Origin of the sequence: Bradyrhizobium centrolobii (assembly GCF_001641635.1) — a bacterium.
GTDB classification, from domain to species: domain Bacteria; phylum Pseudomonadota; class Alphaproteobacteria; order Rhizobiales; family Xanthobacteraceae; genus Bradyrhizobium; species Bradyrhizobium centrolobii.
This window is the reverse complement of sequence record NZ_LUUB01000125.1, coordinates 184,078-204,280: the sequence shown is the minus strand read 5'-3', so window position 1 is coordinate 204,280 and position 20,203 is coordinate 184,078. Positions and strand designations below refer to the sequence as shown.

22 protein-coding genes are annotated in these 20,203 nt (G+C 64.2%); 17 read left to right on the top strand and 5 right to left on the bottom strand.

Going from position 1 to position 20,203, the window contains the following annotated elements; genetic code table 11:
• Nucleotides 1-242: 242 nt before the first annotated feature.
• The 4 genes from dapA (at nucleotide 243) to AYJ54_RS45240 (ending at nucleotide 2,723) form a co-directional block, all read left to right on the top strand.
• Nucleotides 243-1,133: a 4-hydroxy-tetrahydrodipicolinate synthase gene (gene dapA / locus AYJ54_RS45255; RefSeq protein ID WP_063708939.1), complete on the top strand. Its 891-nt coding sequence runs from the start codon at nucleotides 243-245 to the stop codon at nucleotides 1,131-1,133.
• Nucleotides 1,134-1,185: 52 nt separating this feature from the next.
• Nucleotides 1,186-1,602 carry a large conductance mechanosensitive channel protein MscL gene (gene mscL, locus AYJ54_RS45250; protein WP_063708978.1) on the top strand — a complete coding sequence of 139 codons (417 nt, stop codon included), beginning with the start codon at nucleotides 1,186-1,188 and terminating at the stop codon, nucleotides 1,600-1,602.
• Between the two features lie 61 nt (nucleotides 1,603-1,663).
• The gene (gene smpB, locus AYJ54_RS45245) at nucleotides 1,664-2,137 is read left to right on the top strand and encodes an SsrA-binding protein SmpB (protein WP_063708938.1); all 474 of its coding nucleotides are present in this window, start codon (nucleotides 1,664-1,666) and stop codon (nucleotides 2,135-2,137) included.
• A 4-nt stretch (nucleotides 2,138-2,141) separates the two neighbouring features.
• On the top strand, nucleotides 2,142-2,723 hold the full coding sequence (locus tag AYJ54_RS45240; protein WP_063708937.1) for a peroxiredoxin: 582 nt from the start codon (nucleotides 2,142-2,144) through the stop codon (nucleotides 2,721-2,723).
• Here the strand turns inward: AYJ54_RS45240 and AYJ54_RS45235 are convergent.
• Together AYJ54_RS45235 and AYJ54_RS45230 are read right to left on the bottom strand one after the other, a co-directional pair.
• Nucleotides 2,720-3,394: a uracil-DNA glycosylase gene (locus AYJ54_RS45235; RefSeq protein WP_063708936.1), complete on the bottom strand. Its 675-nt coding sequence runs from the start codon at nucleotides 3,392-3,394 to the stop codon at nucleotides 2,720-2,722. The genes AYJ54_RS45240 and AYJ54_RS45235 overlap by 4 nt on opposite strands.
• Nucleotides 3,375-4,019, bottom strand: a complete 645-nt coding sequence (locus tag AYJ54_RS45230; RefSeq protein ID WP_063708935.1) for a LabA-like NYN domain-containing protein — start codon at nucleotides 4,017-4,019, stop codon at nucleotides 3,375-3,377. Before AYJ54_RS45230 ends, AYJ54_RS45235 begins: the two co-directional genes overlap by 20 nt.
• A 329-nt stretch (nucleotides 4,020-4,348) precedes the next feature.
• Between AYJ54_RS45230 and rpoZ the strand changes: the two genes are divergently transcribed.
• From rpoZ to AYJ54_RS45170, 12 genes are all read left to right on the top strand, one after another.
• Nucleotides 4,349-4,741, top strand: coding sequence for a DNA-directed RNA polymerase subunit omega (gene rpoZ / locus AYJ54_RS45225; protein ID WP_027522935.1), 393 nt, complete (start codon nucleotides 4,349-4,351; stop codon nucleotides 4,739-4,741).
• Nucleotides 4,742-4,949: 208 nt separating this feature from the next.
• Nucleotides 4,950-7,241 (top strand): RelA/SpoT family protein, encoded by a 2,292-nt coding sequence (locus AYJ54_RS45220; RefSeq protein WP_063708934.1) that lies wholly within the window; start codon nucleotides 4,950-4,952, stop codon nucleotides 7,239-7,241.
• A gap of 106 nt (nucleotides 7,242-7,347) precedes the next feature.
• Nucleotides 7,348-8,100 (top strand): pyridoxine 5'-phosphate synthase, encoded by a 753-nt coding sequence (locus AYJ54_RS45215; protein ID WP_063708933.1) that lies wholly within the window; start codon nucleotides 7,348-7,350, stop codon nucleotides 8,098-8,100.
• Entirely contained in the window at nucleotides 8,097-8,516 is a 420-nt protein-coding gene (gene acpS / locus AYJ54_RS45210; protein ID WP_063708932.1) for a holo-ACP synthase, read from the top strand. Before AYJ54_RS45215 ends, acpS begins: the two co-directional genes overlap by 4 nt.
• A 249-nt stretch (nucleotides 8,517-8,765) precedes the next feature.
• Nucleotides 8,766-9,527: a signal peptidase I gene (lepB, locus tag AYJ54_RS45205; protein ID WP_063708931.1), complete on the top strand. Its 762-nt coding sequence runs from the start codon at nucleotides 8,766-8,768 to the stop codon at nucleotides 9,525-9,527.
• Nucleotides 9,524-10,339, top strand: coding sequence for a ribonuclease III (rnc, locus tag AYJ54_RS45200; RefSeq protein WP_063708930.1), 816 nt, complete (start codon nucleotides 9,524-9,526; stop codon nucleotides 10,337-10,339). The genes lepB and rnc overlap by 4 nt, the downstream gene beginning before the upstream one ends.
• A complete protein-coding gene (era, locus tag AYJ54_RS45195) occupies nucleotides 10,329-11,255 on the top strand; it encodes a GTPase Era (protein WP_063708929.1) in 927 nt (308 codons plus the stop codon). Before rnc ends, era begins: the two co-directional genes overlap by 11 nt.
• 21 nt (nucleotides 11,256-11,276) lie before the next feature.
• On the top strand, nucleotides 11,277-11,657 hold the full coding sequence (locus AYJ54_RS45190) for a hypothetical protein (protein ID WP_063708928.1): 381 nt from the start codon (nucleotides 11,277-11,279) through the stop codon (nucleotides 11,655-11,657).
• 147 nt (nucleotides 11,658-11,804) lie between these two features.
• Nucleotides 11,805-12,557, top strand: a complete 753-nt coding sequence (gene recO, locus AYJ54_RS45185) for a DNA repair protein RecO (protein WP_063708927.1) — start codon at nucleotides 11,805-11,807, stop codon at nucleotides 12,555-12,557.
• 104 nt (nucleotides 12,558-12,661) lie between these two features.
• Nucleotides 12,662-12,949, top strand: coding sequence for a hypothetical protein (locus tag AYJ54_RS45180; protein WP_063708926.1), 288 nt, complete (start codon nucleotides 12,662-12,664; stop codon nucleotides 12,947-12,949).
• Nucleotides 12,950-13,009: 60 nt separating this feature from the next.
• Nucleotides 13,010-15,268, top strand: a complete 2,259-nt coding sequence (gene parC / locus AYJ54_RS45175) for a DNA topoisomerase IV subunit A (RefSeq protein ID WP_063708925.1) — start codon at nucleotides 13,010-13,012, stop codon at nucleotides 15,266-15,268.
• A 252-nt stretch (nucleotides 15,269-15,520) separates the two neighbouring features.
• On the top strand, nucleotides 15,521-15,736 hold the full coding sequence (locus AYJ54_RS45170) for a dodecin family protein (protein ID WP_063708924.1): 216 nt from the start codon (nucleotides 15,521-15,523) through the stop codon (nucleotides 15,734-15,736).
• Nucleotides 15,737-15,834: 98 nt separating this feature from the next.
• On the opposite strand, the gene AYJ54_RS45165 is transcribed toward AYJ54_RS45170, so the two are convergent.
• From AYJ54_RS45165 to AYJ54_RS45155, 3 genes are all read right to left on the bottom strand, one after another.
• Nucleotides 15,835-16,383: a hypothetical protein gene (locus AYJ54_RS45165; RefSeq protein ID WP_161491953.1), complete on the bottom strand. Its 549-nt coding sequence runs from the start codon at nucleotides 16,381-16,383 to the stop codon at nucleotides 15,835-15,837.
• A gap of 342 nt (nucleotides 16,384-16,725) precedes the next feature.
• Entirely contained in the window at nucleotides 16,726-18,111 is a 1,386-nt protein-coding gene (chrA, locus tag AYJ54_RS45160) for a chromate efflux transporter (protein ID WP_063708922.1), read from the bottom strand.
• The gene (locus AYJ54_RS45155; protein ID WP_063708921.1) at nucleotides 18,111-18,929 is read right to left on the bottom strand and encodes a chromate resistance protein ChrB domain-containing protein; all 819 of its coding nucleotides are present in this window, start codon (nucleotides 18,927-18,929) and stop codon (nucleotides 18,111-18,113) included. Before AYJ54_RS45155 ends, chrA begins: the two co-directional genes overlap by 1 nt.
• A gap of 202 nt (nucleotides 18,930-19,131) precedes the next feature.
• Here AYJ54_RS45155 and dmeF point away from each other — a divergent pair, with 202 nt between their 5' ends.
• Nucleotides 19,132-20,109, top strand: a complete 978-nt coding sequence (gene dmeF / locus AYJ54_RS45150) for a CDF family Co(II)/Ni(II) efflux transporter DmeF (protein ID WP_063708920.1) — start codon at nucleotides 19,132-19,134, stop codon at nucleotides 20,107-20,109.
• The last annotated feature ends 94 nt before the right edge of the window (nucleotides 20,110-20,203 follow it).

Below are 20,203 nucleotides of genomic sequence, written 5' to 3'. Positions count from 1 at the left end.
GGCAGGAGAGGTCACGGCGTCACGTCGCCCCGAATCAGTGAAGTGGCTCAAGACCTAGCAGTATTCGATTGAATATGCGGACAAATTACCAACAGCCGCTTACTTCGGCCCGGTTTGCACCACCACCGCGGCAAAATCGCGGCTTAAACGGTGCGTCACGCGGAAGCGGGCCTTTTACCGGCGGGATAGACCCGATATGTATGGGGCTTGCTCTCAAGCCTAGCCGCGTACGGAGGAAGTCCATGGCAGCCAAGACGAAATTCCGGGGGTCGTTCACCGCCTTGGTCACGCCGTTCAAGAACGGCTCGCTGGACGAGGCGGCGTTCCGCTCCCTGGTCAACTGGCAAATTTCAGAGGGCACCAACGGCCTGGTCCCGGTCGGCACCACCGGCGAGAGCCCGACGCTCAGCCATGACGAGCACAAGAAGGTCGTCGAATGGTGCATCAGTGAGGCCAAGGGCCGCGTGCCGGTGATCGCTGGCGCCGGCTCCAACTCGACCAAGGAAGCCATCGAGCTCGCGCAGCACGCCGAGAAGGCGGGCGCAAACGCCGTGCTGGTCGTGACGCCCTATTACAACAAGCCGACCCAGGAAGGGCTCTATCAGCACTTCAAGGCCATCAACGATGCGATCGGAATTCCGATCATCATCTACAACATCCCACCGCGCTCGGTGATCGACATGTCGGTCGACACCATGAAGCGGCTGTGGGAACTGAAGAACATCGCCGGCGTCAAGGATGCCACCGCCAGCATGGTGCGCGTGTCGCAGCAGCGTGCCGCGATGGGCGAGGACTTCAACCAGCTCTCGGGCGAGGACGCGACCATCCTCGGCTACATGGCCCATGGCGGCCATGGCTGCATCTCGGTGACCTCGAACGTCGCACCGCGCCTGTGCTCGGAGTTCCACACAGCGTGGCAGAAGGGCGACCACGCCACCGCCCTGAAGCTGCATGACAAGCTGATGCCGCTGCACAACAACCTCTTCATCGAGAGCAACCCGGCGCCGATCAAGTATGCGTTGTCGTTGCTCGGCAAGATGGACGAGACGCTGCGGCTGCCGATGGTGCCGGTGTCCGAGCCGACACGCGTCGCGGTGCGCAGCGCCATGGTCCACGCCGGTCTGGTCAACTGACGCAATCGCGTTTGGGGAGCCTTTCATGAGCGTCGAGGACAAGGGCATGCGGATGCTCAAGGAGTTCCGCGAATTCGCCATGAAGGGCAACGTCGTCGATCTCGCGGTCGGCGTCATCATCGGCGCCGCCTTCGGCGCCATCGTCAATTCGCTGGTCGGCGACGTGATCATGCCGCTCATCGGCGCAGCCACCGGAGGGCTCGACTTCTCCAACCACTTCATCCCCTTGTCGAAGGCTGTCGACGCCACCAATCTGGCGGATGCAAAAAAGCAAGGCGCCGTGCTTGCCTGGGGCAGCTTTCTCACGCTGACGATCAACTTCATCATCATCGCCTTCGTGCTGTTCCTGGTGATCCGCCTGATGAACCAGTTGAAGCGCAGGCAGGAGGCGGCGCCTGCCACGCCGCCGAAGCCGTCGGCCGAAGTCGAGCTGCTGACCGAGATCCGCGATCTCCTCAAGAAGTCTTGACGCGCGCGCTTCATCCAAACTGTTAGCGTCTTAAAGCGCATCTCGATCGGATTTGTCTGCCATGGCCGATAAGAACGAACGTCCTATCAAGGTCGTGGCGGAAAATCGTAAAGCCCGCTTCAACTACGCGATCGAGGATACGGTCGAGGCGGGCATTGCGCTGACCGGAACCGAGGTCAAGTCGATCCGCAACGGCAAGAGCACGATCGCGGAATCTTACGCGGATTCGAAGAACGGCGAGATCTGGCTGATCAACGCCAACATTCCCGAATATCTCCAGGGCAACCGCTTCAACCACGAGCCCAAGAGGCCGCGAAAACTGCTCCTGCACCGCAGGCAGATCAACAAGCTGATCGGCGCGGTGAACCGCGAGGGCATGACGCTGATCCCGCTGAAGCTTTACTTCAACGAGCGCGGCCGCGCCAAACTGCAGCTGGCAGTTGCAAAGGGCAAGAAGCTGCACGACAAGCGCGAAACCGTGAAGAAGCGCGACTGGGGCCGGGAGAAGGGCCGGCTGATGCGGGCGAGGGGATAGCGAGATGACTCAAAGAAACCTGCTCGAGGTTGACTGGAGCAAGATTCCCGCCCCCACCGACGACGGCGGTGCCGCGCACCTGATAGGCATGACGCTGCCGTCGATCACCCTGCTTGCGACCGATGATACCTCGGTGACGCTGTCGACGCTGCGCGGGCGCACCGTGGTGTTCGCCTATCCGCGCACCGGCGAGCCCGGCAAGATCGCGCTTGTCGATGATTGGGACATGATCCCGGGCGCACGCGGCTGCACGCCGCAGACCTGCGCGTTCCGCGATCTCTTCGCCGAGTTGAAGGCCGAAGGCGCGGCGCAGGTGTTCGGCCTTTCGACGCAGAGCAACGACTACCAGACCGAGATGGCGTCGCGGCTGCATCTGCCCTTTCCGGTGCTTTCGGACGAGAAGCTGGAACTCACGCGCGCCCTCGATCTGCCGACCATGGAGGTTGCGGGGCTGACGCTGATCAAGCGTCTCGCGCTCATCATCGACGACACGCGGATCACGCACGTGTTCTATCCGGTGTTCCCGCCGGACCGGAACGCCGGCGATGTCCTGGACTGGCTGAAGGCCAATCCGGTCAAAGCCTAGCCGAGATCGGCCTTCACCCGCGCGAACACCTTGCGGAACATGTCCGGCGTCAGGACGCCTGTGTTCGTGTTGTAGCGGGAACAGTGATAGCTGTCGTAGAGCCTGATCGCGCCGACTTGATGCACGGCACCGTGACCGAAGGGGGCCTGCGAGCCCTTCAGCTTCAGCGGCTTGAGCACGGTGTCGTGCGCAATCCGCCCGAGCGCGACGATCGCGCGCAGGTTCGGCATCGCTTCGAGATTTGCCGCGAGAAACTGGCGGCAGGTGTTGATCTCCGCAGGTAGCGGCTTGTTCTGCGGTGGAACGCAGTGCACCGCATTGACGATCCGGCAGTCGATCAGCTTCAGGCCGTCGTCGGGCCGCGCCTGATAGGTCCCCTTGGCGAAACCGTGTTCGATCAGCGTCGCGTAGAGCAGGTCGCCGGCATAGTCGCCGGTGAACGGACGTCCGGTGCGGTTGGCGCCCTGCATCCCCGGTGCAAGGCCGACGATCAGCACGCGCGCCTTGATGTCGCCGAAGGGCGCAACCGGCGCGTTGTGCCAGGACGGCTCGCGCACGCGGTTCGCCTCGCGAAAGGCGACCAGACGCGCGCAGAGCGGACAATCACGGTCGGGTACGACGGTGGGGGCCTGGCGGCTTAACCGGGCCGCCTCACTCCTCGAAGTCGTCATCGCCCCTCGGCGCCATCGTGGTCGCGCGCTGGAGGAACTGCGGGGCGTGGTGGCGCGCTTCGCGCTCGCTGCGATCGCGCGGGGCAGGGCGTTCGGACGGGTCGCGGCCGAGCTTGGATTGCAGCTCGACGAGGTCGGTGAAGACGTCGGCCTGGCGGCGCAGCTCGTCGGCGATCATCGGAGGCTGGCTGGCAATGGTAGAGACCACGGTCACCCGCACGCCACGGCGCTGGACGGCCTCGACCAGCGAGCGGAAGTCGCCATCACCCGAGAACAGCACCATCTGGTCGATGTGCTCGGCGAGCTCCATGGCGTCGACCGCGAGCTCGATGTCCATGTTGCCTTTGACCTTGCGGCGGCCGGAGGCGTCGATGAACTCCTTCGTCGCCTTGGTGACGACGGTGTAGCCGTTGTAGTCCAGCCAGTCGATCAAGGGACGGATCGAGGAGTATTCCTGGTCCTCGATGATCGCGGTGTAGTAGAACGCCCGCAAAAGCGTCCCGCGGCTCTGAAACTCCTTCAGCAGGCGCTTGTAATCGATATCGAAGCCCAGTGTTTTGGCCGTCGCGTAGAGATTGGCCCCGTCGATGAAGAGCGCGATCTTGTTGGTAGGAGAAGGTGACATTCAGTTGCTCGCGTAGTGTTCGTGATTAATCGTTTATTGTTGGCGCGGCGGCAGTAAGCCACGCAGTTGTTAAAGTGCTGCCAAGACCCGTCGAAACCGCAAATCCGGAGAAGTCGGGGCAATCAAGGTATAGTTATGGCGGTGGTGCACAAGCTCGGTCCCGCCCTCTATGGTAGTCCGGAAAACCACCCATCCTAATCCCAATTTGGGGGTACCAAAGCCGTTTGGCGAGGCCAAATCACAAAATGGTCTTGCGAAACCGCCCCGGCCCCTATAACTAGCCCTCATCATCGACATATTTGGTCCCACCCACAGCGGAGCGACAGTCCATGGCTCGCGTCACCGTAGAAGATTGTATCGACAAGGTCGACAACCGGTTTGACCTGGTCCTGCTGGCCGCCCACCGCGCCCGCATGATTTCGTCCGGTTCACAACTAACGGTTGACCGCGATAACGACAAGAACCCTGTTGTCTCTTTGCGCGAAATCGCCGACCAGACCATCTCGCCGGAGGACCTCCGCGAGGAGCTGGTGCACTCCCTCCAGAAGTTCGTCGAGGTTGACGAGCCCGAGCCCGATACCGTGCCGCTGATCGGTTCCGCGGGCGCGAGCGTCGATGCCGACGATACCGAAGTTGCCGTCGAGCGCATGACCGAAGAGGAGCTCCTGAAGGGTCTCGAAGGCCTCGCGCCGCCGGAGGAGCAGCCCGAGGAGGACGAGTAATCGTCCCGTCGCTGCCGTCGAATTCTTGTGATCTTATCAGAGGCCCGAACCCGCGTTCGGGCCTTTGCTTTTGTTGGCCTTTTCGTGGTTACCATAGAGTTGTCGGTTGGCGTCGTCCGCTGTCATTGAATTGATCGGAACTGCGCGTGATCGAGGGCTAAGGTGTATACAACGGGCGTTTTGGTGGCCCGTTTGAAGGCAGGAATGCATGGTGTATCGGCGCCGGAGACAAACGCAGATGCTGGCCGCAACCGAATCGGTTGCCGTGGCCCCGACTGCGCCGGCAGGGGCGCGACCGGCGAAGCCGCGCGCGCGCATGATGCGTCAATATGACCTCGTCGAGCGTGTCAGATCCTACAATCCCAACACCGACGAGGACCTGCTGAACCGCGCCTATGTCTACGCCATGAAGGCGCATGGCTCGCAGACCCGCGCCTCGGGCGATCCCTATTTCTCGCACCCCCTCGAAGTGGCGGCGATTCTCACCGACCTGAAGCTCGACGATGCGACCATCGTGGCCGCGCTGCTCCACGACACGATCGAAGACACCGAGGCGACCCGCGCCGAGATCGACCAGCTCTTCGGGCCGGAGATCGGCGCGCTGGTCGAGGGCCTGACCAAGCTGAAGCGACTCGAGCTGGTATCGCGCGAAGCCAAGCAGGCCGAGAATCTGCGCAAACTGCTGCTCGCGATCGCCGACGACGTCCGCGTTCTCCTGGTCAAGCTCGCCGACCGCCTGCACAACATGCGCACGCTGGAATTCGTGCCGCCGGAATCGCGCCGCCGCATCGCCGAGGAGACGCTGGATATTTATGCGCCGCTCGCCGGACGCATGGGCATGCAGCAAATGCGCGAGGAGCTGGAGGATCTGTCCTTCCGCACCCTCGATCCCGAAGCCTATTCGGTGGTGATGCAGCGTCTCGACTCGCTCGCCGAACGCAACCGCAACCTGATCGGCGAGATCGAGACCCAGCTCTCCAACAACCTGCGCCACAATGGCCTCGGCGCGCGGGTGTATGGCCGGCGCAAGAAGCCGTTCTCGATCTGGACCAAGATGGAGCGCAAGTCGGTCGGCTTTGAACAGCTGTCCGACATCTTCGGGTTCCGCATCGTCGTGACGGACGTTGCAGCCTGCTACCGCGCGCTGGGAATCGTCCACACCACCTGGCCGGTCGTGCCAGGGCGTTTCAAGGACTACATCTCAACGCCCAAGCAGAACGATTATCGCTCGATCCACACCACGGTGATCGGTCCCGGTAACCAGCGCGTGGAACTCCAGATCCGCACCGAGGAGATGGACCAGATCGCCGAGCGCGGCATCGCCGCGCACGTCTTTTACAAGGAGGGTGTCGGCTCGCCGACCGAATTCCTCAAGCGCGAGTCCAATGCGTTCGCCTGGCTGCGCCACACCGTCGGCATCCTGTCGGAGAGCGCCAACCCCGAGGAATTCCTCGAGCACACCAAGCTCGAACTGTTCCACGACCAGGTGTTCTGCTTCACCCCAAAGGGCAAGCTGATCGCGCTGCCGCGCCACGCCAACGTGATCGATTTCGCCTATGCCGTGCATACCGACGTCGGCAACAGCGCGGTGGGCTGCAAGATCAACGGCAAGTTCGCGCCGCTGTCATCGGAACTCCAGAATGGCGACGAAGTCGAGGTTCTGACCTCGGAGGCGCAATCGGCGCCGCCGTCAGCCTGGGAATCGCTCGCGGTCACCGGCAAGGCGCGCGCCGCGATCCGGCGCGCCACGCGCACGGCCGTGCGCGATCAATATGCCGGTCTCGGCCGACGCATCGTCGAGCGCCTGTTCGAGCGCGCCAAGATCGACTATGCCGACGACAAGCTGAAGGGCGCACTGCCGCGGCTCGCGCGCGCCTCGATCGACGACGTCATGGCGGCGGTCGGCCGCGGCGAGATCAAGGCTTCCGACGTTGCCCGCGCCATGTACCCCGACTACAAGGAGGAGCGCGTCGCGCGCTATGCCGGCAAGAAGGGGTTAGCTGCCAAGCTCAAGGAGAAGGTCGTCGTCGAGGCGCCGCGCAGCCCAGTCGCGATTCCGATCCGCGGCATCAATTCCGACCTGCCGGTCAAGTTCGCGCCGAACGGTGGCGCCGTCCCCGGCGATCGCATCGTCGGCATCGTCACGCCGGCCGAGGGGATCACCATCTATCCGATCCAGTCGCCGGCCCTGAAGGATTTCGAGGAGGAGCCCGAGCGCTGGCTGGACGTGCGCTGGGATATCGAGGACAGCACCCCGCAGCGCTTCCCGGCCCGCATCAAGGTCGAGAACGTCAACGAGCCAGGCGCGCTCGCGCAGATCGCGACCGTGATCGCCGAACATGACGGCAACATTGACAATATCAGCATGCAGCGCCGCTCGCCCGACTTCACGGAGACGACCATCGACCTCGAAGTCTACGATCTGAAGCACCTGAGCGCGATCATAGCCCAGTTGCGCGCGAAGGCGGTCGTCGCCCGCGTCGAACGTGTTAATGGATGAAGCTCGTCGTTGCCGGATTTGACCCGGCAACCCATCTCACAAGGGATGGCTGCGCGATCGAGCCGCGCATGACGTGTTGGGAAGTGTCACCTACGTGAGCCTTGCAATGCCTGCTCTTCCGCTTCGCCTCGGCGTCAACGTCGACCATGTCGCGACCCTGCGTAACGCGCGGGGTGGCCGCAATCCCGACCCGGTGCGCGCGGCGCTGCTTGCGATCGAGGCCGGCGCCGACGGCATCACCGCGCACTTGCGCGAGGACCGCCGGCACATCCGCGATGATGACATGGCACGGCTGAAGGCCGAGATCTCCAAGCCGCTTAATTTCGAGATGGCGGCCACCGACGACATGTTGCGCATCTCGCTCGCCACCAGGCCGCACGCGGTGTGCCTGGTGCCGGAGCGCCGCCAGGAGGTGACGACCGAAGGCGGCCTCGACGTGGTCGGCCAGCACAACCAGCTCGCGCCTTACATTGCGCGGCTGAACGATGCCGGCATCCGCGTCTCGCTGTTCATCGCGGCCGATCCCCAGCAGATCGAAATGGCAGCGCGGCTGCGCGCGCCCGTGATCGAGATTCACACCGGCGCCTGGTGCGATGCCGTGGTCGATGGCCACACTGAGAAGGCCGAGGCCGAATGGCAGCGGATCGTCGCGGGGGCAAAGCTCGCGCGGGCGGCGGGGCTGGAGGTCCATGCGGGGCACGGGCTGGACTATGCGACGGCGGAAAAGATCGCGGCGCTGCCGGAGATCGTCGAGCTCAACATCGGCTACTACATGATCGGCGAAGCCCTCTTCGTTGGCCTCGCCGAGACGGTCCGCAGCATGCGCGCGGCGATGGACCGTGGCCGGAGCCGGGCATGATCATCGGCATCGGCTCCGACCTGATCGACATCACGCGCGTCGCCAAGGTGATCGACCGCCACGGCGAGCGTTTCCTCGATCGCATCTTCACCGAAGCCGAGCGGGCCAAGGCCGAGCGGCGCGCCAAGAACGACCGGATGGTGGTGGCGACCTATGCCAAGCGGTTTGCCGCCAAGGAGGCCTGCTCGAAGGCGCTAGGCACCGGTATCCGGCGGGGCGTCTGGTGGCGCGACATGGGGGTGGTCAATCTGCCGGGGGGCCGGCCCACCATGCAACTGACCGGCGGCGCGCTGGCCAGGCTCCAGGCCCTGACGCCAGTGGGGTTCGAGGCGCGGATCGACCTTTCGATCACCGACGACTGGCCACTGGCGCAGGCGTTTGTCGTCATTTCCGCCATCCCGCTGGCGAAGCCCTGACGGGGGTGCGGTTATTTTATAATTCTCGTTGAAAATCAATATCTTATGAAGTTTTGATGCGATCCTTGATTGCGTGGACCCCGACAACCGTCTAAAAGTCCGCGGGCGCAAATCAGCCTGGGCGAATTCGGCTTTACGCCGGAATTGGCCCTCATTATCAGAATCAGGACAATCTCCTTGCGCCGCGAACCGGTGGGCTGTTCGCGGGAGGAGGGCGCTCTGTGACCGCCGGCCGGAATTGAGAGAGCAATGAGCGTGACTTCGGGAACAAAATCTGAGAGCGGCCTTGGCGAAACCATCCGGGTCGTGATCCACGCTCTCCTGATCGCGCTGGTGATCCGTACCTTCCTGTTCCAGCCCTTCAACATCCCTTCCGGCTCGATGAAGGCGACGCTGCTGGTCGGCGATTATCTGTTCGTCTCGAAATACTCCTACGGCTACAGCCACTACTCGATCCCGTTCTCGCCGCCGCTGTTCTCAGGGCGGATCTGGGGCTCGGACCCGAACCGCGGCGACATCGTCGTGTTTCGGCTGCCGAAGGATGACTCGACCGACTACATCAAGCGCGTGATCGGGCTCCCCGGTGACCGCATCCAGATGAAGGACGGGCTGCTCTACATCAACGACACCCCGGTCGAGCGGCAGCGCATGAGCGAGTATGTCGGCGAGGATCCGTGCGGCTCAGAAGGCGGGACGGCGCGGGTGAAGCGCTGGAAGGAAACGCTGCCCAATGGCGTGTCCTATGAGACGCTGGACTGCGCCGATAACGGCTACATGGACAACACCAACGTCTACACCGTGCCGCCCGGCCATTTCTTCATGATGGGCGACAACCGCGACAACTCCACCGACAGCCGCTTCCTCGGCCAGGTCGGCTACGTGCCCGCGGAGAATCTGATCGGCCGCGCTCAAATGATCTTCTTCTCCATCGCCGAAGGCGAGCACGCCTGGATGTTCTGGCGCTGGCCGTGGGCGGTGCGCTGGAACCGGTTCTTCAAAATCGTCCGATGAAAGATGAAGCCAAGGACATAGCGATCCCAACGACCGAGGCGCCAGTGAGCCCTGAAGGCGAAGCCGCTCCCAAAACACCCGCGAAGAAGAAGCGGGCGCGGAGCGCCAAGGCCAAGGGGGCGAACGCGGCGCTCGAGGCGCGCATCGGACACGGCTTTGCCGATCCGAACCTGCTGATGCAGGCGATCACGCATGTCTCGGCGCTGAAGTCCGGGCGCAAGCGCGGCGACAGCTATCAGCGGCTCGAATTCCTCGGCGACCACGTGCTCGGACTCGTCGTCTCCGACATGCTCTATCACGCCTTCCCGAACGCCGATGAGGGCGAGCTGTCCAAGCGCCTGGCCGAGCTCGTGCGCAAGGAGAGCTGCGCCGACGTCGCCAAGTCGCTCGGCCTGCTCGACGACGTCAAACTGGGCTCGGTCGGCCCCAGCGCCGATGCGAGACTGCGCAAGAGCGTGCTCGGCGACATCTGCGAAGCCGTGATCGGCGCCATCTTCCTCGACGGCGGTCACGCGGCCGCGGCCGACTTCGTCAAGCGCAACTGGACCGAGCGCATGCACAAGCCGCGGCGGCCGCTGCGCGATCCCAAGACCGTGCTCCAGGAATGGGCGCAGGGGAAGGGGCTGCCGACGCCGGTCTATCGCGAGGTCGAGCGCACCGGCCCGCACCACGATCCGCAGTTCCGCGTCGCCGTCGACCTGCCGGGGCTGGAGTCGGCGGAAGGCGTCGGCGGCAGCAAGCGCGCGGCGGAGAAGGTCGCGGCCTCCGTCATGATCGAACGCGAAGGCGTCGGCGGCGGCAATGACCACTGAAACGAGCGACGCGACGCCGCCCGCGACACGCTGCGGCTTCGTGGCGCTGATCGGCGCCCCCAATGTCGGCAAGTCCACGCTGGTCAATGCGTTGGTCGGCGCCAAGGTCACGATCGTCTCGCGCAAGGTGCAGACGACGCGCGCGCTGATCCGCGGCATCGTCATCGAGAACAATGCACAGATCATCCTGGTCGACACGCCAGGTATCTTCTTGCCCAAGCGCCGGCTCGACCGCGCCATGGTCTCGACCGCCTGGAGCGGGGCGCATGACGCCGATCTCGTCTGCGTGCTGCTCGACGCCAAGATGGGGATCGACGACGAGGCCGAGGCGATCCTCACCAAGGCAGCAAACGTCAATCACGAGAAGATCCTGGTGATCAACAAGGTCGACCTGGTCCAGCGCGAGAAGCTGCTGGCGCTGGCGCAGGCCGCCAACGAGCGCATGCCGTTCGCGAAGACCTTCATGATCTCGGCGCTGTCGGGCGACGGCGTCGACGACATCCGCCACACGCTCGCCGAGATGGTGCCGCCGGGGCCGTTCCTCTATCCCGAGGACCAGATGTCGGACGCGCCGATGCGGCAGCTGGCGGCCGAGATCACGCGGGAGAAGATCTATCAGAAGCTGCACCAGGAATTGCCCTACCAGTCCACGGTCGAGACCGACAAGTGGGAGGAGCGCAAGGACAAGTCGGTGCGCATCGAGCAGACGATCTTCGTGGAACGCGAGAGCCAGCGCAAGATCGTGCTCGGCAAGGGCGGCGCCACCATCAAGTCGATCGGCGCGGACTCGCGGAAAGAACTGATGCAAATCCTCGATGTGCCGGTGCATCTGTTCCTGTTCGTCAAGGTGCGCGAGAACTGGGGCGACGATCCCGATCGCTACCGCGAGATGGGCCTGGAATTTCCCAAAGAATAACCAAGAAAAGATCGGTATCCGATGAGCGTGCCCCGCAACGTCCAGCGCTTCGAAGCGCTGCTTTATGCATCGCTGATGCTGGATGCCCTGTCGGTCGCGGTACAGGACCGCACGCCGAACGCCGAGATGACGGACCAGATGATCATGACGGCGACGCTGCTCGCCGGCGGCATGATCCTGCTCCTGGTCTACTTCGTCCGGCTCGCGGCGCAGTGGCGGAAGAACTGGCCGCGCTGGGTGCTGGCGGCGGCGCTGGTGCTGTCGGTGATCTCGCTTGCGCAGATCATCGGGGAGCGGGGACTCGAGCTCGACAGCGCCATCGAGATCGTCTCCTGCGTGCTGACGGCCATCGGGCTGTATTTCTCATTCACCGGCGACGCGCAGGGCTGGTTCAACGCGTGAGGTTTCACGCGATGCCGTAGGGTGGGCAAAGGCGCGCCCTTGCGCGCCGTGCCCACCACGATCGCCTGCGCGGGGCGGATCAAAATTGGTGGGCACGCTTCGCTTTGCCTACCCTGCGATCCCCCGAAATGCGCTAGACTTCGTTTTATGGAATGGACCGACGAAGGCATCGTGCTGGGAGTGCGGCGGCATGGCGAGTCCAGCGCCATCGTCGAGCTCCTGACGCGCGAGCACGGCCGGCATCTCGGGCTGGTGCGCGGCGGCGCCAGCTCTCGGATGCGCCCGCTTCTGCAGCCGGGGAACAGCGTCCGCGCGGTGTGGCGGGCGCGGCTCGACGAGCATCTTGGCACCTATGCGATCGAGGGATTGAAGCTGCGCGCGGCCACGTTGCTGGCATCGTCCCATGGTGTCTACGGCGTCACCCATCTCGCCTCGATTGCGCGGCTTCTGCCGGAGCGCGACCCGCACGGGGAGATATTTGCGCTGCTCGAACATTCGCTCGACGATTTCGACGACATCGGCGGCGCGGCCGTGCACCTCATCCATTTCGAGCTGGCGATGCTCTCTGAGCTCGGCTTCGGCCTGGCGCTGGCGAATTGCGCGGTGACGGGTCAGACCACCGACCTGATCTACGTCTCGCCCAAATCCGGCGGCGCGGTGTCGCGCACTGCGGGCGAACCGTGGCGCGACCGGCTGTTGCGGCTGCCGCCGTTCCTGCGCCAGGGCGAAATGCATGGCGATCTCACCGAACAGGACCTCCAGGACGGCTTCCGGCTCACCGGGCTGTTCCTGCTGCGCCATGTGCTGGAGCCGCGTGGGCAGGGCCATTCCGACGCGAGGGCCGGCTTCATCAACGCCTTGATGCGGCAACAGGCGAGGGCCGCGATCCCGGCACCATGACCTGACCGCACCTTTGTACCGCCCCGGGGCACGGGGTTCCCTGGAACCAGATCGCCCCGGCTGAGTTTGCTGGGGGCAGGTTCCACACCGGGGGGACAGTCCACATGTTGATCAGAGGAGTTGCGCTGTCGGCGGCGCTGTTCGCCGTTGCGCCAGACGCGATGGCCGGCGAGCCGCAACCAGGCCTCTTTCGCCGCGCCTCCTGTACCGTCGTCAGGTACTATGTGGCGAAATATTCCGCTGCCGCCGCAGAGACATGGGCGCGATCCCATGGTGCGACGGAGGCCGAAATCGAGGCCGCCCGGCGCTGCCTGACCAATGCACCGGCGCCTGCGCAGGCCAAAAACCCGCAAACCACCCAGCCTGTAACCGCTGGCTGGGGAGGGCAGTAGCGGCCCATAGCGAACCAATCCATCCTTGCCCGATTCGCTTCCACGGTTTAACCGGGCGGCATGGGAAAAAGATTGATTCCGCCGGAAGACCCGGCCGAAATTCACGAGGTGCCGCTGCGTGAAGCGCTGGAAGAGCGCTATCTCGCCTATGCGCTCTCCACTATCATGCACCGCGCGCTGCCGGATGCGCGTGATGGTCTGAAGCCGGTGCACCGGCGCATCCTCTACGGCATGCGCCTGCTCAGGCTCGATCCCGGCACGGCCTTCAAGAAGTCCGCAAAGATCGTCGGCGACGTGATGGGCTCATTCCATCCGCATGGCGACCAGGCGATCTACGACGCCATGGTGCGTCTCGCGCAGGACTTCTCCTCGCGCTATCCGCTGGTCGACGGTCAGGGCAACTTCGGCAACATCGACGGCGATAACCCCGCCGCCTACCGCTACACCGAAGCGCGCATGACGGATGTCGCGCGGCTTCTGCTCGAGGGTATCGACGAGGACGGCGTCGAATTTCGAGCCAATTACGACGGCCAGTCGAAAGAGCCGGTCGTGCTGCCTGGCGGCTTTCCGAACCTGCTCGCCAACGGCGCGCAGGGAATCGCGGTCGGCATGGCAACCTCGATCCCGCCGCACAACGCCGCCGAACTCTGCGACGCCGCGCTGCATCTGATCGAGAAGCCCGACGCGAAGTCCAAGTCGCTGCTCAGATGGGTCAAGGGCCCGGACTTCCCGACCGGCGGCATCATCGTCGATTCCAAGCAGGCGATCGCGGAAGCCTACGCAACCGGACGCGGCTCGTTCCGCGTCCGCGCCAGATGGGAGCAGGAAGAGGGCGCACGCGGCACCTGGGTCGTCGTCGTCACCGAGATTCCTTGGCTGGTGCAGAAGTCGCGCCTGATCGAGAAGATCGCCGAGCTCCAGGATCAGAAGAAGCTGCCGCTGGTCGGCGACGTCCGGGATGAGTCGGCCGAAGACGTCCGCATCGTGATCGAGCCGAAGTCGAAGAATGTCGATCCGGCGCTGATGATGGAATCGCTGTTCCGGCTGACCGAGCTCGAAAGCAAGATTCCGCTGAACCTCAATGTGCTGGTGAAGGGCCGCATCCCCAAAGTCGTCGGCCTCGCCGAAGCCTTGCGCGAATGGCTCGACCATCTCCGCGACGTGCTGATCCGCCGGAGCAATTATCGCAAGGCGCAGATCGAGCACCGGCTCGAGGTTCTCGGCGGCTTCCTGATCGCCTATCTGAACATCGACAAGGTGATCAAGATCATCCGCACGGAGGATGAGCCGAAGCCGGCGCTGATGAAGGCGTTCAAGCTCACCGAGGTGCAGGCCGAAGCCATCCTCAACATGCGACTGCGCTCGTTGCGCAAGCTCGAGGAAATGGAGATCCGCACCGAGGACAAGAACCTCCGCGACGAGCTGAAAGGCATCAACGCGGTGCTCGCCTCGGAAGCTGAGCAGTGGAAGAAGGTCGGCGAGCAGGTCGGCAAGGTCCGCGACATGTTCGGACCCAAGACGCCGCTCGGCAAGCGCCGCACCACTTTTGCCGATGCGCCCGAGCACGATCTCGCCGCGATCGAGGAAGCCTTCGTCGAGCGCGAGCCGGTGACCATCGTTGTCTCCGACAAGGGCTGGATCCGCACCATGAAGGGCCATGTCGAGGATCTCTCGGGTCTTACCTTCAAGCAGGACGACAAGCTCGGCTTTGCTTTCTTCGCGGAGACGACATCAAAGCTTTTGCTGTTCGCCACCAACGGCAAATTCTACTCGCTCGATGTCGCAAAATTACCGGGCGGCCGCGGTCACGGCGAGCCGATCCGCCTGTTCATCGACCTCGAGCAGGAGGCAGCTCCCGTTGCGCTGTTCGTCAACAAGGGCGGACGCAAATTCCTGGTCGCGAGCCACGAGGGCCAGGGCTTTGTCGTCAACGAGGACGATTGCGTCGGCACCACCAAGAAAGGCAAGCAGGTCCTCAACGTCGACATGCCGAACGAGGCGCGCGCGATCACCGAGGTGCTCGGCGACACCGTCGCTGTCATCGGCGATAACCGCAAGATGCTGATCTTCCCGCTCGACCAGGTGCCGGAGATGGCGCGTGGCCGCGGCGTGCGCTTGCAGAAATACAAGGATGGCGGCCTGTCCGACGTCGCCGTGTTCGACGCCAAGGCAGGCCTCACCTGGAAGGACTCCGCCGGCCGCGAATTCAGCGCGAGCATGAAGGAGCTTGCCGAGTGGCAAGGCACCCGCGCCGACGCCGGCCGCCTGCCGCCGAAGGGATTCCCGAAGTCGAACAAGTTCGGGCGGGTGATCGGGTAGCGCGAACGAATCCCCGGAGCGCTTGGGGTCGCAGGCGAATGCTTGTCGCGAACACCGCTGTCGTTCCCCGCAAAGGCGGGGAATGACAGTACACCGCGGCTCATTGATCGCGCGACCCGGGCTGCGGGTAGCGATTTACCCGACGCTGCAAAACGCGGATCGCAAATCCTTTCGGTGCCACTGTCGCGATGTTAGGCTCGACGCCGGCAGGGAGCACCTGCTTCCTGCTTCATCGCGAACGGGAGAACGAACATGTCCGAGAGCGTCTACAAGGTCATCGAGCTGGTCGGCACTAGCAGCGACTCCTGGGAAAAAGCCGCCGCCAATGCGGTCGAGCAGGCCGCAAAATCTCTCAGGGACCTCCGCGTCGCCGAGGTCGTCAAGCTCGACATGCAACTGGACGCCAAAGGCAAGGTGGAGGCCTTTCGGGCCAAGCTGAACGTGTCGTTCAAATTCGAAGGCACTTGAGCCGACATGACCTCGCCCCGTTGCGGGGCGAGGCCAGTCATCGAGGGGGCGGACTCGGCGGGCTGCGGTCGTAATCGAGCTCGAGGCACGGCGCAGCACTAATGCTCGACAAACACCTTCCATCGGCTCAGCTCCGATTGTCGCAGGCTCGTCCTTTCGCTGTCGAGCTCGGAGTTGCGTTTCGCCGCGTCCAACATTGCGGTCGCGGTGCGATTATAGCTGTTGGCCGTGGACTGAAAGGGAAACACGAACTGGCCGTTGGCAACCTTGTAGATGCCGAACTCACGTACCAGCAACGCCACGCATTTTTCGTAGGCGTTGTAGTAGTCCGCCCGCGCGGCCAGCAGTTTGGCGGTGAGCGCGGTCCATGCGGCGTGCTGCTCGTCGATCATTGCCAGGAACTCGGACAATCGCTCATCCCCGGCATTCAGTGACCGGGCGTCGTTCTCCACCTTGTCACGCGCAGACTTCAGCAGCGCATCGTAGCGCGTTGCGAGTGTCGCGACATTGGCTTGCGCAGCGTTCAGGTCACGCCGAAGCGCGTCAAGGTCATTGCGGCTGGCCGATCCGACATCAGCGAGCTTCGAAAAGTGCCTCGGCGCAGCTTCATCAAGCAGCCTCTCGGCGGCAGCGTCGATCTCGTTCACGTCCCTGTTTGCGAGTGCGACGAGCCTGAGGAGCTTGTTGGACGGATACTGCTCGATGGCCTGATCGAGCTCTGCAGGATCCGTCACGCCGCGCAACGCAGCCCGGCTTTCCTGGGCAGACCTGATGAGCTGAAGCCTCGACAGATCGCCAGCGTAGTAGATGGCGCCGAAGCAGACCGCCGCAAAGAGGCCGAGGAGCAACAGGACGACGAGCAATCGTCCGCGCGATTCGGCACCCTGATCCGAAAACGATCCCACGAGGCGGGGCTCCTCTCGAACATCACCCCTTATTATTGTGTTTCGGAAGGCCCGAGGAGTCCAGGTATGATCCGATCGATCTCCCTAGATGATCCCTGCCAGCCGCAACGCCACACCCGTAGCGCATGAGCCCGCCAGCACCGTGAGCATGCCGAGCTTGAAGCGGAAGATCGCGGTTGCGGCCGCGATCGACAGCAAAAGCGCCGGGATGTCGACGCTGCTCGGCACCGGACTGCCGAAAGAGAGCGGGAAGGCGTGCACTGGCGTCGTCTCGCGGAACAGCGTGTGCAGCGCGAACCAGATCGAGAGGTTGAGGATCACGCCGACGACGGCGGCCGTGATCGCGCTGAGCGCGCCGGCGAGCCCCGTGTTGCCGCGCAGACGCTCGATGTAGGGCGCGCCGACGAAGATCCAGAGGAAGCAGGGCGTGAACGTGACCCAGGTCGCGAGCAGTCCGCCGAGCGTTGCCGCGAGCATCGGCGACAGCCCGCTCGGATCGCGGTAGGCGGCCATGAAGCCCACGAACTGGAGCACCATGATCAGCGGGCCCGGCGTGGTCTCGGCCATGCCGAGGCCGTCGAGCATCTCCTGTGGCTTCAGCCAATGATAATGCTCGACCGCCTGCTGGGCGACATAGGCCAGCACCGCATAGGCGCCACCGAAAGTGACCATTGCCATCTTCGAGAAGAACAGCGCGATCTGGCTGAACACATTGGCCTCGCCGAAGGCCGCCAGCAGTGCGATCACCGGCACCAGCCACAGCGCAAGCCATAGCGCGCCGACGCGGATGGCGCGCGCGAGGTCGGGGCGAACGTGATCGGGCACGGCTTCGCCCAGCATGCTGTCGATCACGGCGGCGTCGCCGCCGTGGCCGTGGCCGGCCGGCGCAAATTCCGGACGGCCACTTCTCGCGCCGACATAGCCGATCACGCCGGCGGTGATGATGATGATCGGGAAGGGGACCGCGAAGAAGAAGATCGCGACGAAAGCGATCGCGGCGAGTGCGATCATGATGCGGTTCTTCAGCGCGCGCTTGCCGACGCGCACGACGGCCTCGACGACGATGGCGAGCACGGCGGCCTTCAGCCCGAAGAACAGCGCCTCGACGAAGCTGACATTGCCGAAGGCGGCATAGATGTAGCTCAAGGCCATGATCGCGATGATGCCGGGCAGAATGAAGAGCCCGCCCGCCATCAGCCCGCCGGCGGTGCGGTGCAGGAGCCAGCCGACATAGGTCGCAAGCTGCTGCGCCTCCGGTCCTGGCAGGAGCATGCAGTAGTTCAGCGCATGCAGGAAGCGGCCTTCGGAGATCCAGTTCTTCCCCTCGACCAGGATGCGGTGCATCACCGCGATCTGGCCCGCGGGCCCGCCAAAACTCAGGCAGGCGACACGGAGCCAGACGCGAAAGGCTTCGCCGAAGCTGATGCCGTGACCGGCATCAGCTCCTGCTTGAACGGCGCGGGTATCCATCACGCCTTCACCTTGTTGGTCGGCCAGTTGTGCGTCTCGGTGGTGGCGTCCCGGCACCAGCGGTAGAAGGCGTCGTAGACAACCATGCCGGCCTCGAGCTGCGCGAGGTCGTCGTCATACATCCGCGACAGCCCAAGCGAGGCCGCGAGCAGGCCGGGTGCCTCCGGTGCCAGATCAGGACGCGCGGTGTCGGCGCCGCGCACCAGTGTTGCCAGCCGCTGCAAGGGCGGCGTGGCGAGCCCGAACTCCTCCACCATCACGTCGAAGGTGCAGAGTTCGCCGCGGTGGCTCCAGAACACGTTCTCGATGTCGAACGGCGCCGCGCCAAAACGCTCGCCGACGGCGACCACTTCGGGTGGTGCCACGTAGAGGAACACCGCGTTGGGATCGACGAAACGGCGGATCAGCCAGGGGCAGGCAATGCGGTCGACCTTCGGCCGCGCCCGCGTCACCCATACGGTCCGTCCCCTGGCGTCGCGCGGCGGCAGCTTGCGTGTATCGACCAGCGGCAGTTTTGCTGCCTTCCAGCCTTCGAACCCGCCTTCCAGCGTCTCGGCCTGCACGCCGAGCTGGCGGAGCCAGGCCGCGGTGCCCTGCGCGAGCTTTTCGCCGCGCAGGCAGGAGACGACGGCGCGGCGGCCGGCAAATGCGCCACCCCAGTCCGGAACGTTGTCGTGGCTGAGCTTGATGGAGCCGGGGATCAGCCGCTGGTCGGCGGCAAAATCCTCCTCCGGCCGGACGTCGATCAGGACAGGCGCATTCGCCGTGCCGATCAGCCGTGCCAGCTTGTCAGATGATATGGTTGTGAAAGTAGACATGATGCGTCCTCGTAAGAACCGAACGGGACGCGATACTTGGGCATGTCGCCTCGTGGGGAGATCGCTCAAATCCCCATAACACCAATTACAGCGAAACCGTGCCGGGCTGTCAATCGCCGGTTTCGCCGGCAATGAGCGTTGGTAAGGTATGCTGTCAGTGCCTATATTTGACCCTTAGAGTTTGTGCCGGAGATCTGACCCGATGCATTCACATTCGATCGAACGATGGACGCATGATCACGCGTTCCTGGGTGAGCGGCACGACGAGAACGAGCGGCGCACCTGGTTCGTGGTCGTCCTGACGCTGGTGATGATGGTCGGTGAGATCCTGGCCGGCACGCTGTTCGGCTCGATGGCGCTGCTGGCCGACGGCTGGCACATGGGCACCCATGCGGCAGCCCTCGGGATCGCGGCATTTGCCTACCGCTTCGCGCGCCGGCACCTGGGGAATGCGCATTTCACCTTCGGCACCGGCAAGTTCGGCGATCTCGCCGCGTTCTCCAGCGCGATCATCCTCGGATTGATCGCGGTCGAGATCGCCTATGAGAGCGTGCTGCGGCTGATCACGCCGGTGCCGATCGTCTATGGCGAGGCCATTGCGGTCGCTGTCCTCGGTCTGTGCGTCAACCTGGTGAGTGCGTGGCTGCTCCGCGACAGCCATGACCACCATCACCACGGTCACGATCACGGCCATGGCCATGCTCATGACGATCACGACGAACATGACCATGATCGTCACGGCCATCACCACCATCATCACGACCACAATCTCCGCGCGGCCTACGTCCATGTCATGGCGGATGCCGCGACCTCGGTGCTAGCGATCGCGGCGCTCGTCGTCGCGATGTATTCGGGATGGGTGTGGGCCGATCCGGCCGTCGGCCTGATTGGTAGCGTGGTGATCGCAAGCTGGGCCTTCGGTCTGATCAAAGCCGCGGGCGCCGTGCTGCTCGACGTGCGCGCGGACGAGAAGCTGGAGCGCACTATCCGCGCGCGGATGGAAGTCGGCGATGACCGCGTCACCGACCTGCATCTCTGGCAGGTCGGTCCCGGCCACTGCGCCGTGCTGGTCTCGGTGGTCTCCGATGCGCCGAAGCAGCCGGCCGTCTACAAGCGGCGCCTGGCCGGCCTGAAGGGGCTCAGCCACGTCACGGTCGAGGTCGAGACCTGTCCGCATTGATGTGATCGGCGGCTTCGGGAATTTTCACCCCAAGCCGGGTTTGGTCCTCGGTATGGCGCGCGACCTGGCGCGTCGCGGTGAAAAGGAACAGCAA

Excerpts from the sequence above, each read along its gene's own strand:
- AYJ54_RS45230 (WP_063708935.1), bottom strand. The coding sequence starts at position 4,019 with ATGTCACCTTCTCCTACCAACAAGATCGCGCTCTTCATCGACGGGGCC.
- AYJ54_RS45155 (WP_063708921.1), bottom strand. The coding sequence starts at position 18,929 with ATGTCTACTTTCACAACCATATCATCTGACAAGCTGGCACGGCTGATC.
- rnc (WP_063708930.1), top strand. The coding sequence starts at position 9,524 with ATGAAAGATGAAGCCAAGGACATAGCGATCCCAACGACCGAGGCGCCA.
- AYJ54_RS45180 (WP_063708926.1), top strand. The coding sequence starts at position 12,662 with ATGTTGATCAGAGGAGTTGCGCTGTCGGCGGCGCTGTTCGCCGTTGCG.
- lepB (WP_063708931.1), top strand. The coding sequence starts at position 8,766 with ATGAGCGTGACTTCGGGAACAAAATCTGAGAGCGGCCTTGGCGAAACC.
- dapA (WP_063708939.1), top strand. The coding sequence starts at position 243 with ATGGCAGCCAAGACGAAATTCCGGGGGTCGTTCACCGCCTTGGTCACG.
- mscL (WP_063708978.1), top strand. The coding sequence starts at position 1,186 with ATGCTCAAGGAGTTCCGCGAATTCGCCATGAAGGGCAACGTCGTCGAT.
- dmeF (WP_063708920.1), top strand. The coding sequence starts at position 19,132 with ATGCATTCACATTCGATCGAACGATGGACGCATGATCACGCGTTCCTG.
- rpoZ (WP_027522935.1), top strand. The coding sequence starts at position 4,349 with ATGGCTCGCGTCACCGTAGAAGATTGTATCGACAAGGTCGACAACCGG.
- era (WP_063708929.1), top strand. The coding sequence starts at position 10,329 with ATGACCACTGAAACGAGCGACGCGACGCCGCCCGCGACACGCTGCGGC.
- AYJ54_RS45220 (WP_063708934.1), top strand. The coding sequence starts at position 4,950 with ATGGTGTATCGGCGCCGGAGACAAACGCAGATGCTGGCCGCAACCGAA.
- AYJ54_RS45240 (WP_063708937.1), top strand. The coding sequence starts at position 2,142 with ATGACTCAAAGAAACCTGCTCGAGGTTGACTGGAGCAAGATTCCCGCC.
- AYJ54_RS45170 (WP_063708924.1), top strand. The coding sequence starts at position 15,521 with ATGTCCGAGAGCGTCTACAAGGTCATCGAGCTGGTCGGCACTAGCAGC.
- AYJ54_RS45190 (WP_063708928.1), top strand. The coding sequence starts at position 11,277 with ATGAGCGTGCCCCGCAACGTCCAGCGCTTCGAAGCGCTGCTTTATGCA.
- AYJ54_RS45215 (WP_063708933.1), top strand. The coding sequence starts at position 7,348 with ATGCCTGCTCTTCCGCTTCGCCTCGGCGTCAACGTCGACCATGTCGCG.
- smpB (WP_063708938.1), top strand. The coding sequence starts at position 1,664 with ATGGCCGATAAGAACGAACGTCCTATCAAGGTCGTGGCGGAAAATCGT.
- acpS (WP_063708932.1), top strand. The coding sequence starts at position 8,097 with ATGATCATCGGCATCGGCTCCGACCTGATCGACATCACGCGCGTCGCC.
- chrA (WP_063708922.1), bottom strand. The coding sequence starts at position 18,111 with ATGGATACCCGCGCCGTTCAAGCAGGAGCTGATGCCGGTCACGGCATC.
- AYJ54_RS45235 (WP_063708936.1), bottom strand. The coding sequence starts at position 3,394 with ATGACGACTTCGAGGAGTGAGGCGGCCCGGTTAAGCCGCCAGGCCCCC.
- recO (WP_063708927.1), top strand. The coding sequence starts at position 11,805 with ATGGAATGGACCGACGAAGGCATCGTGCTGGGAGTGCGGCGGCATGGC.
- parC (WP_063708925.1), top strand. The coding sequence starts at position 13,010 with ATGGGAAAAAGATTGATTCCGCCGGAAGACCCGGCCGAAATTCACGAG.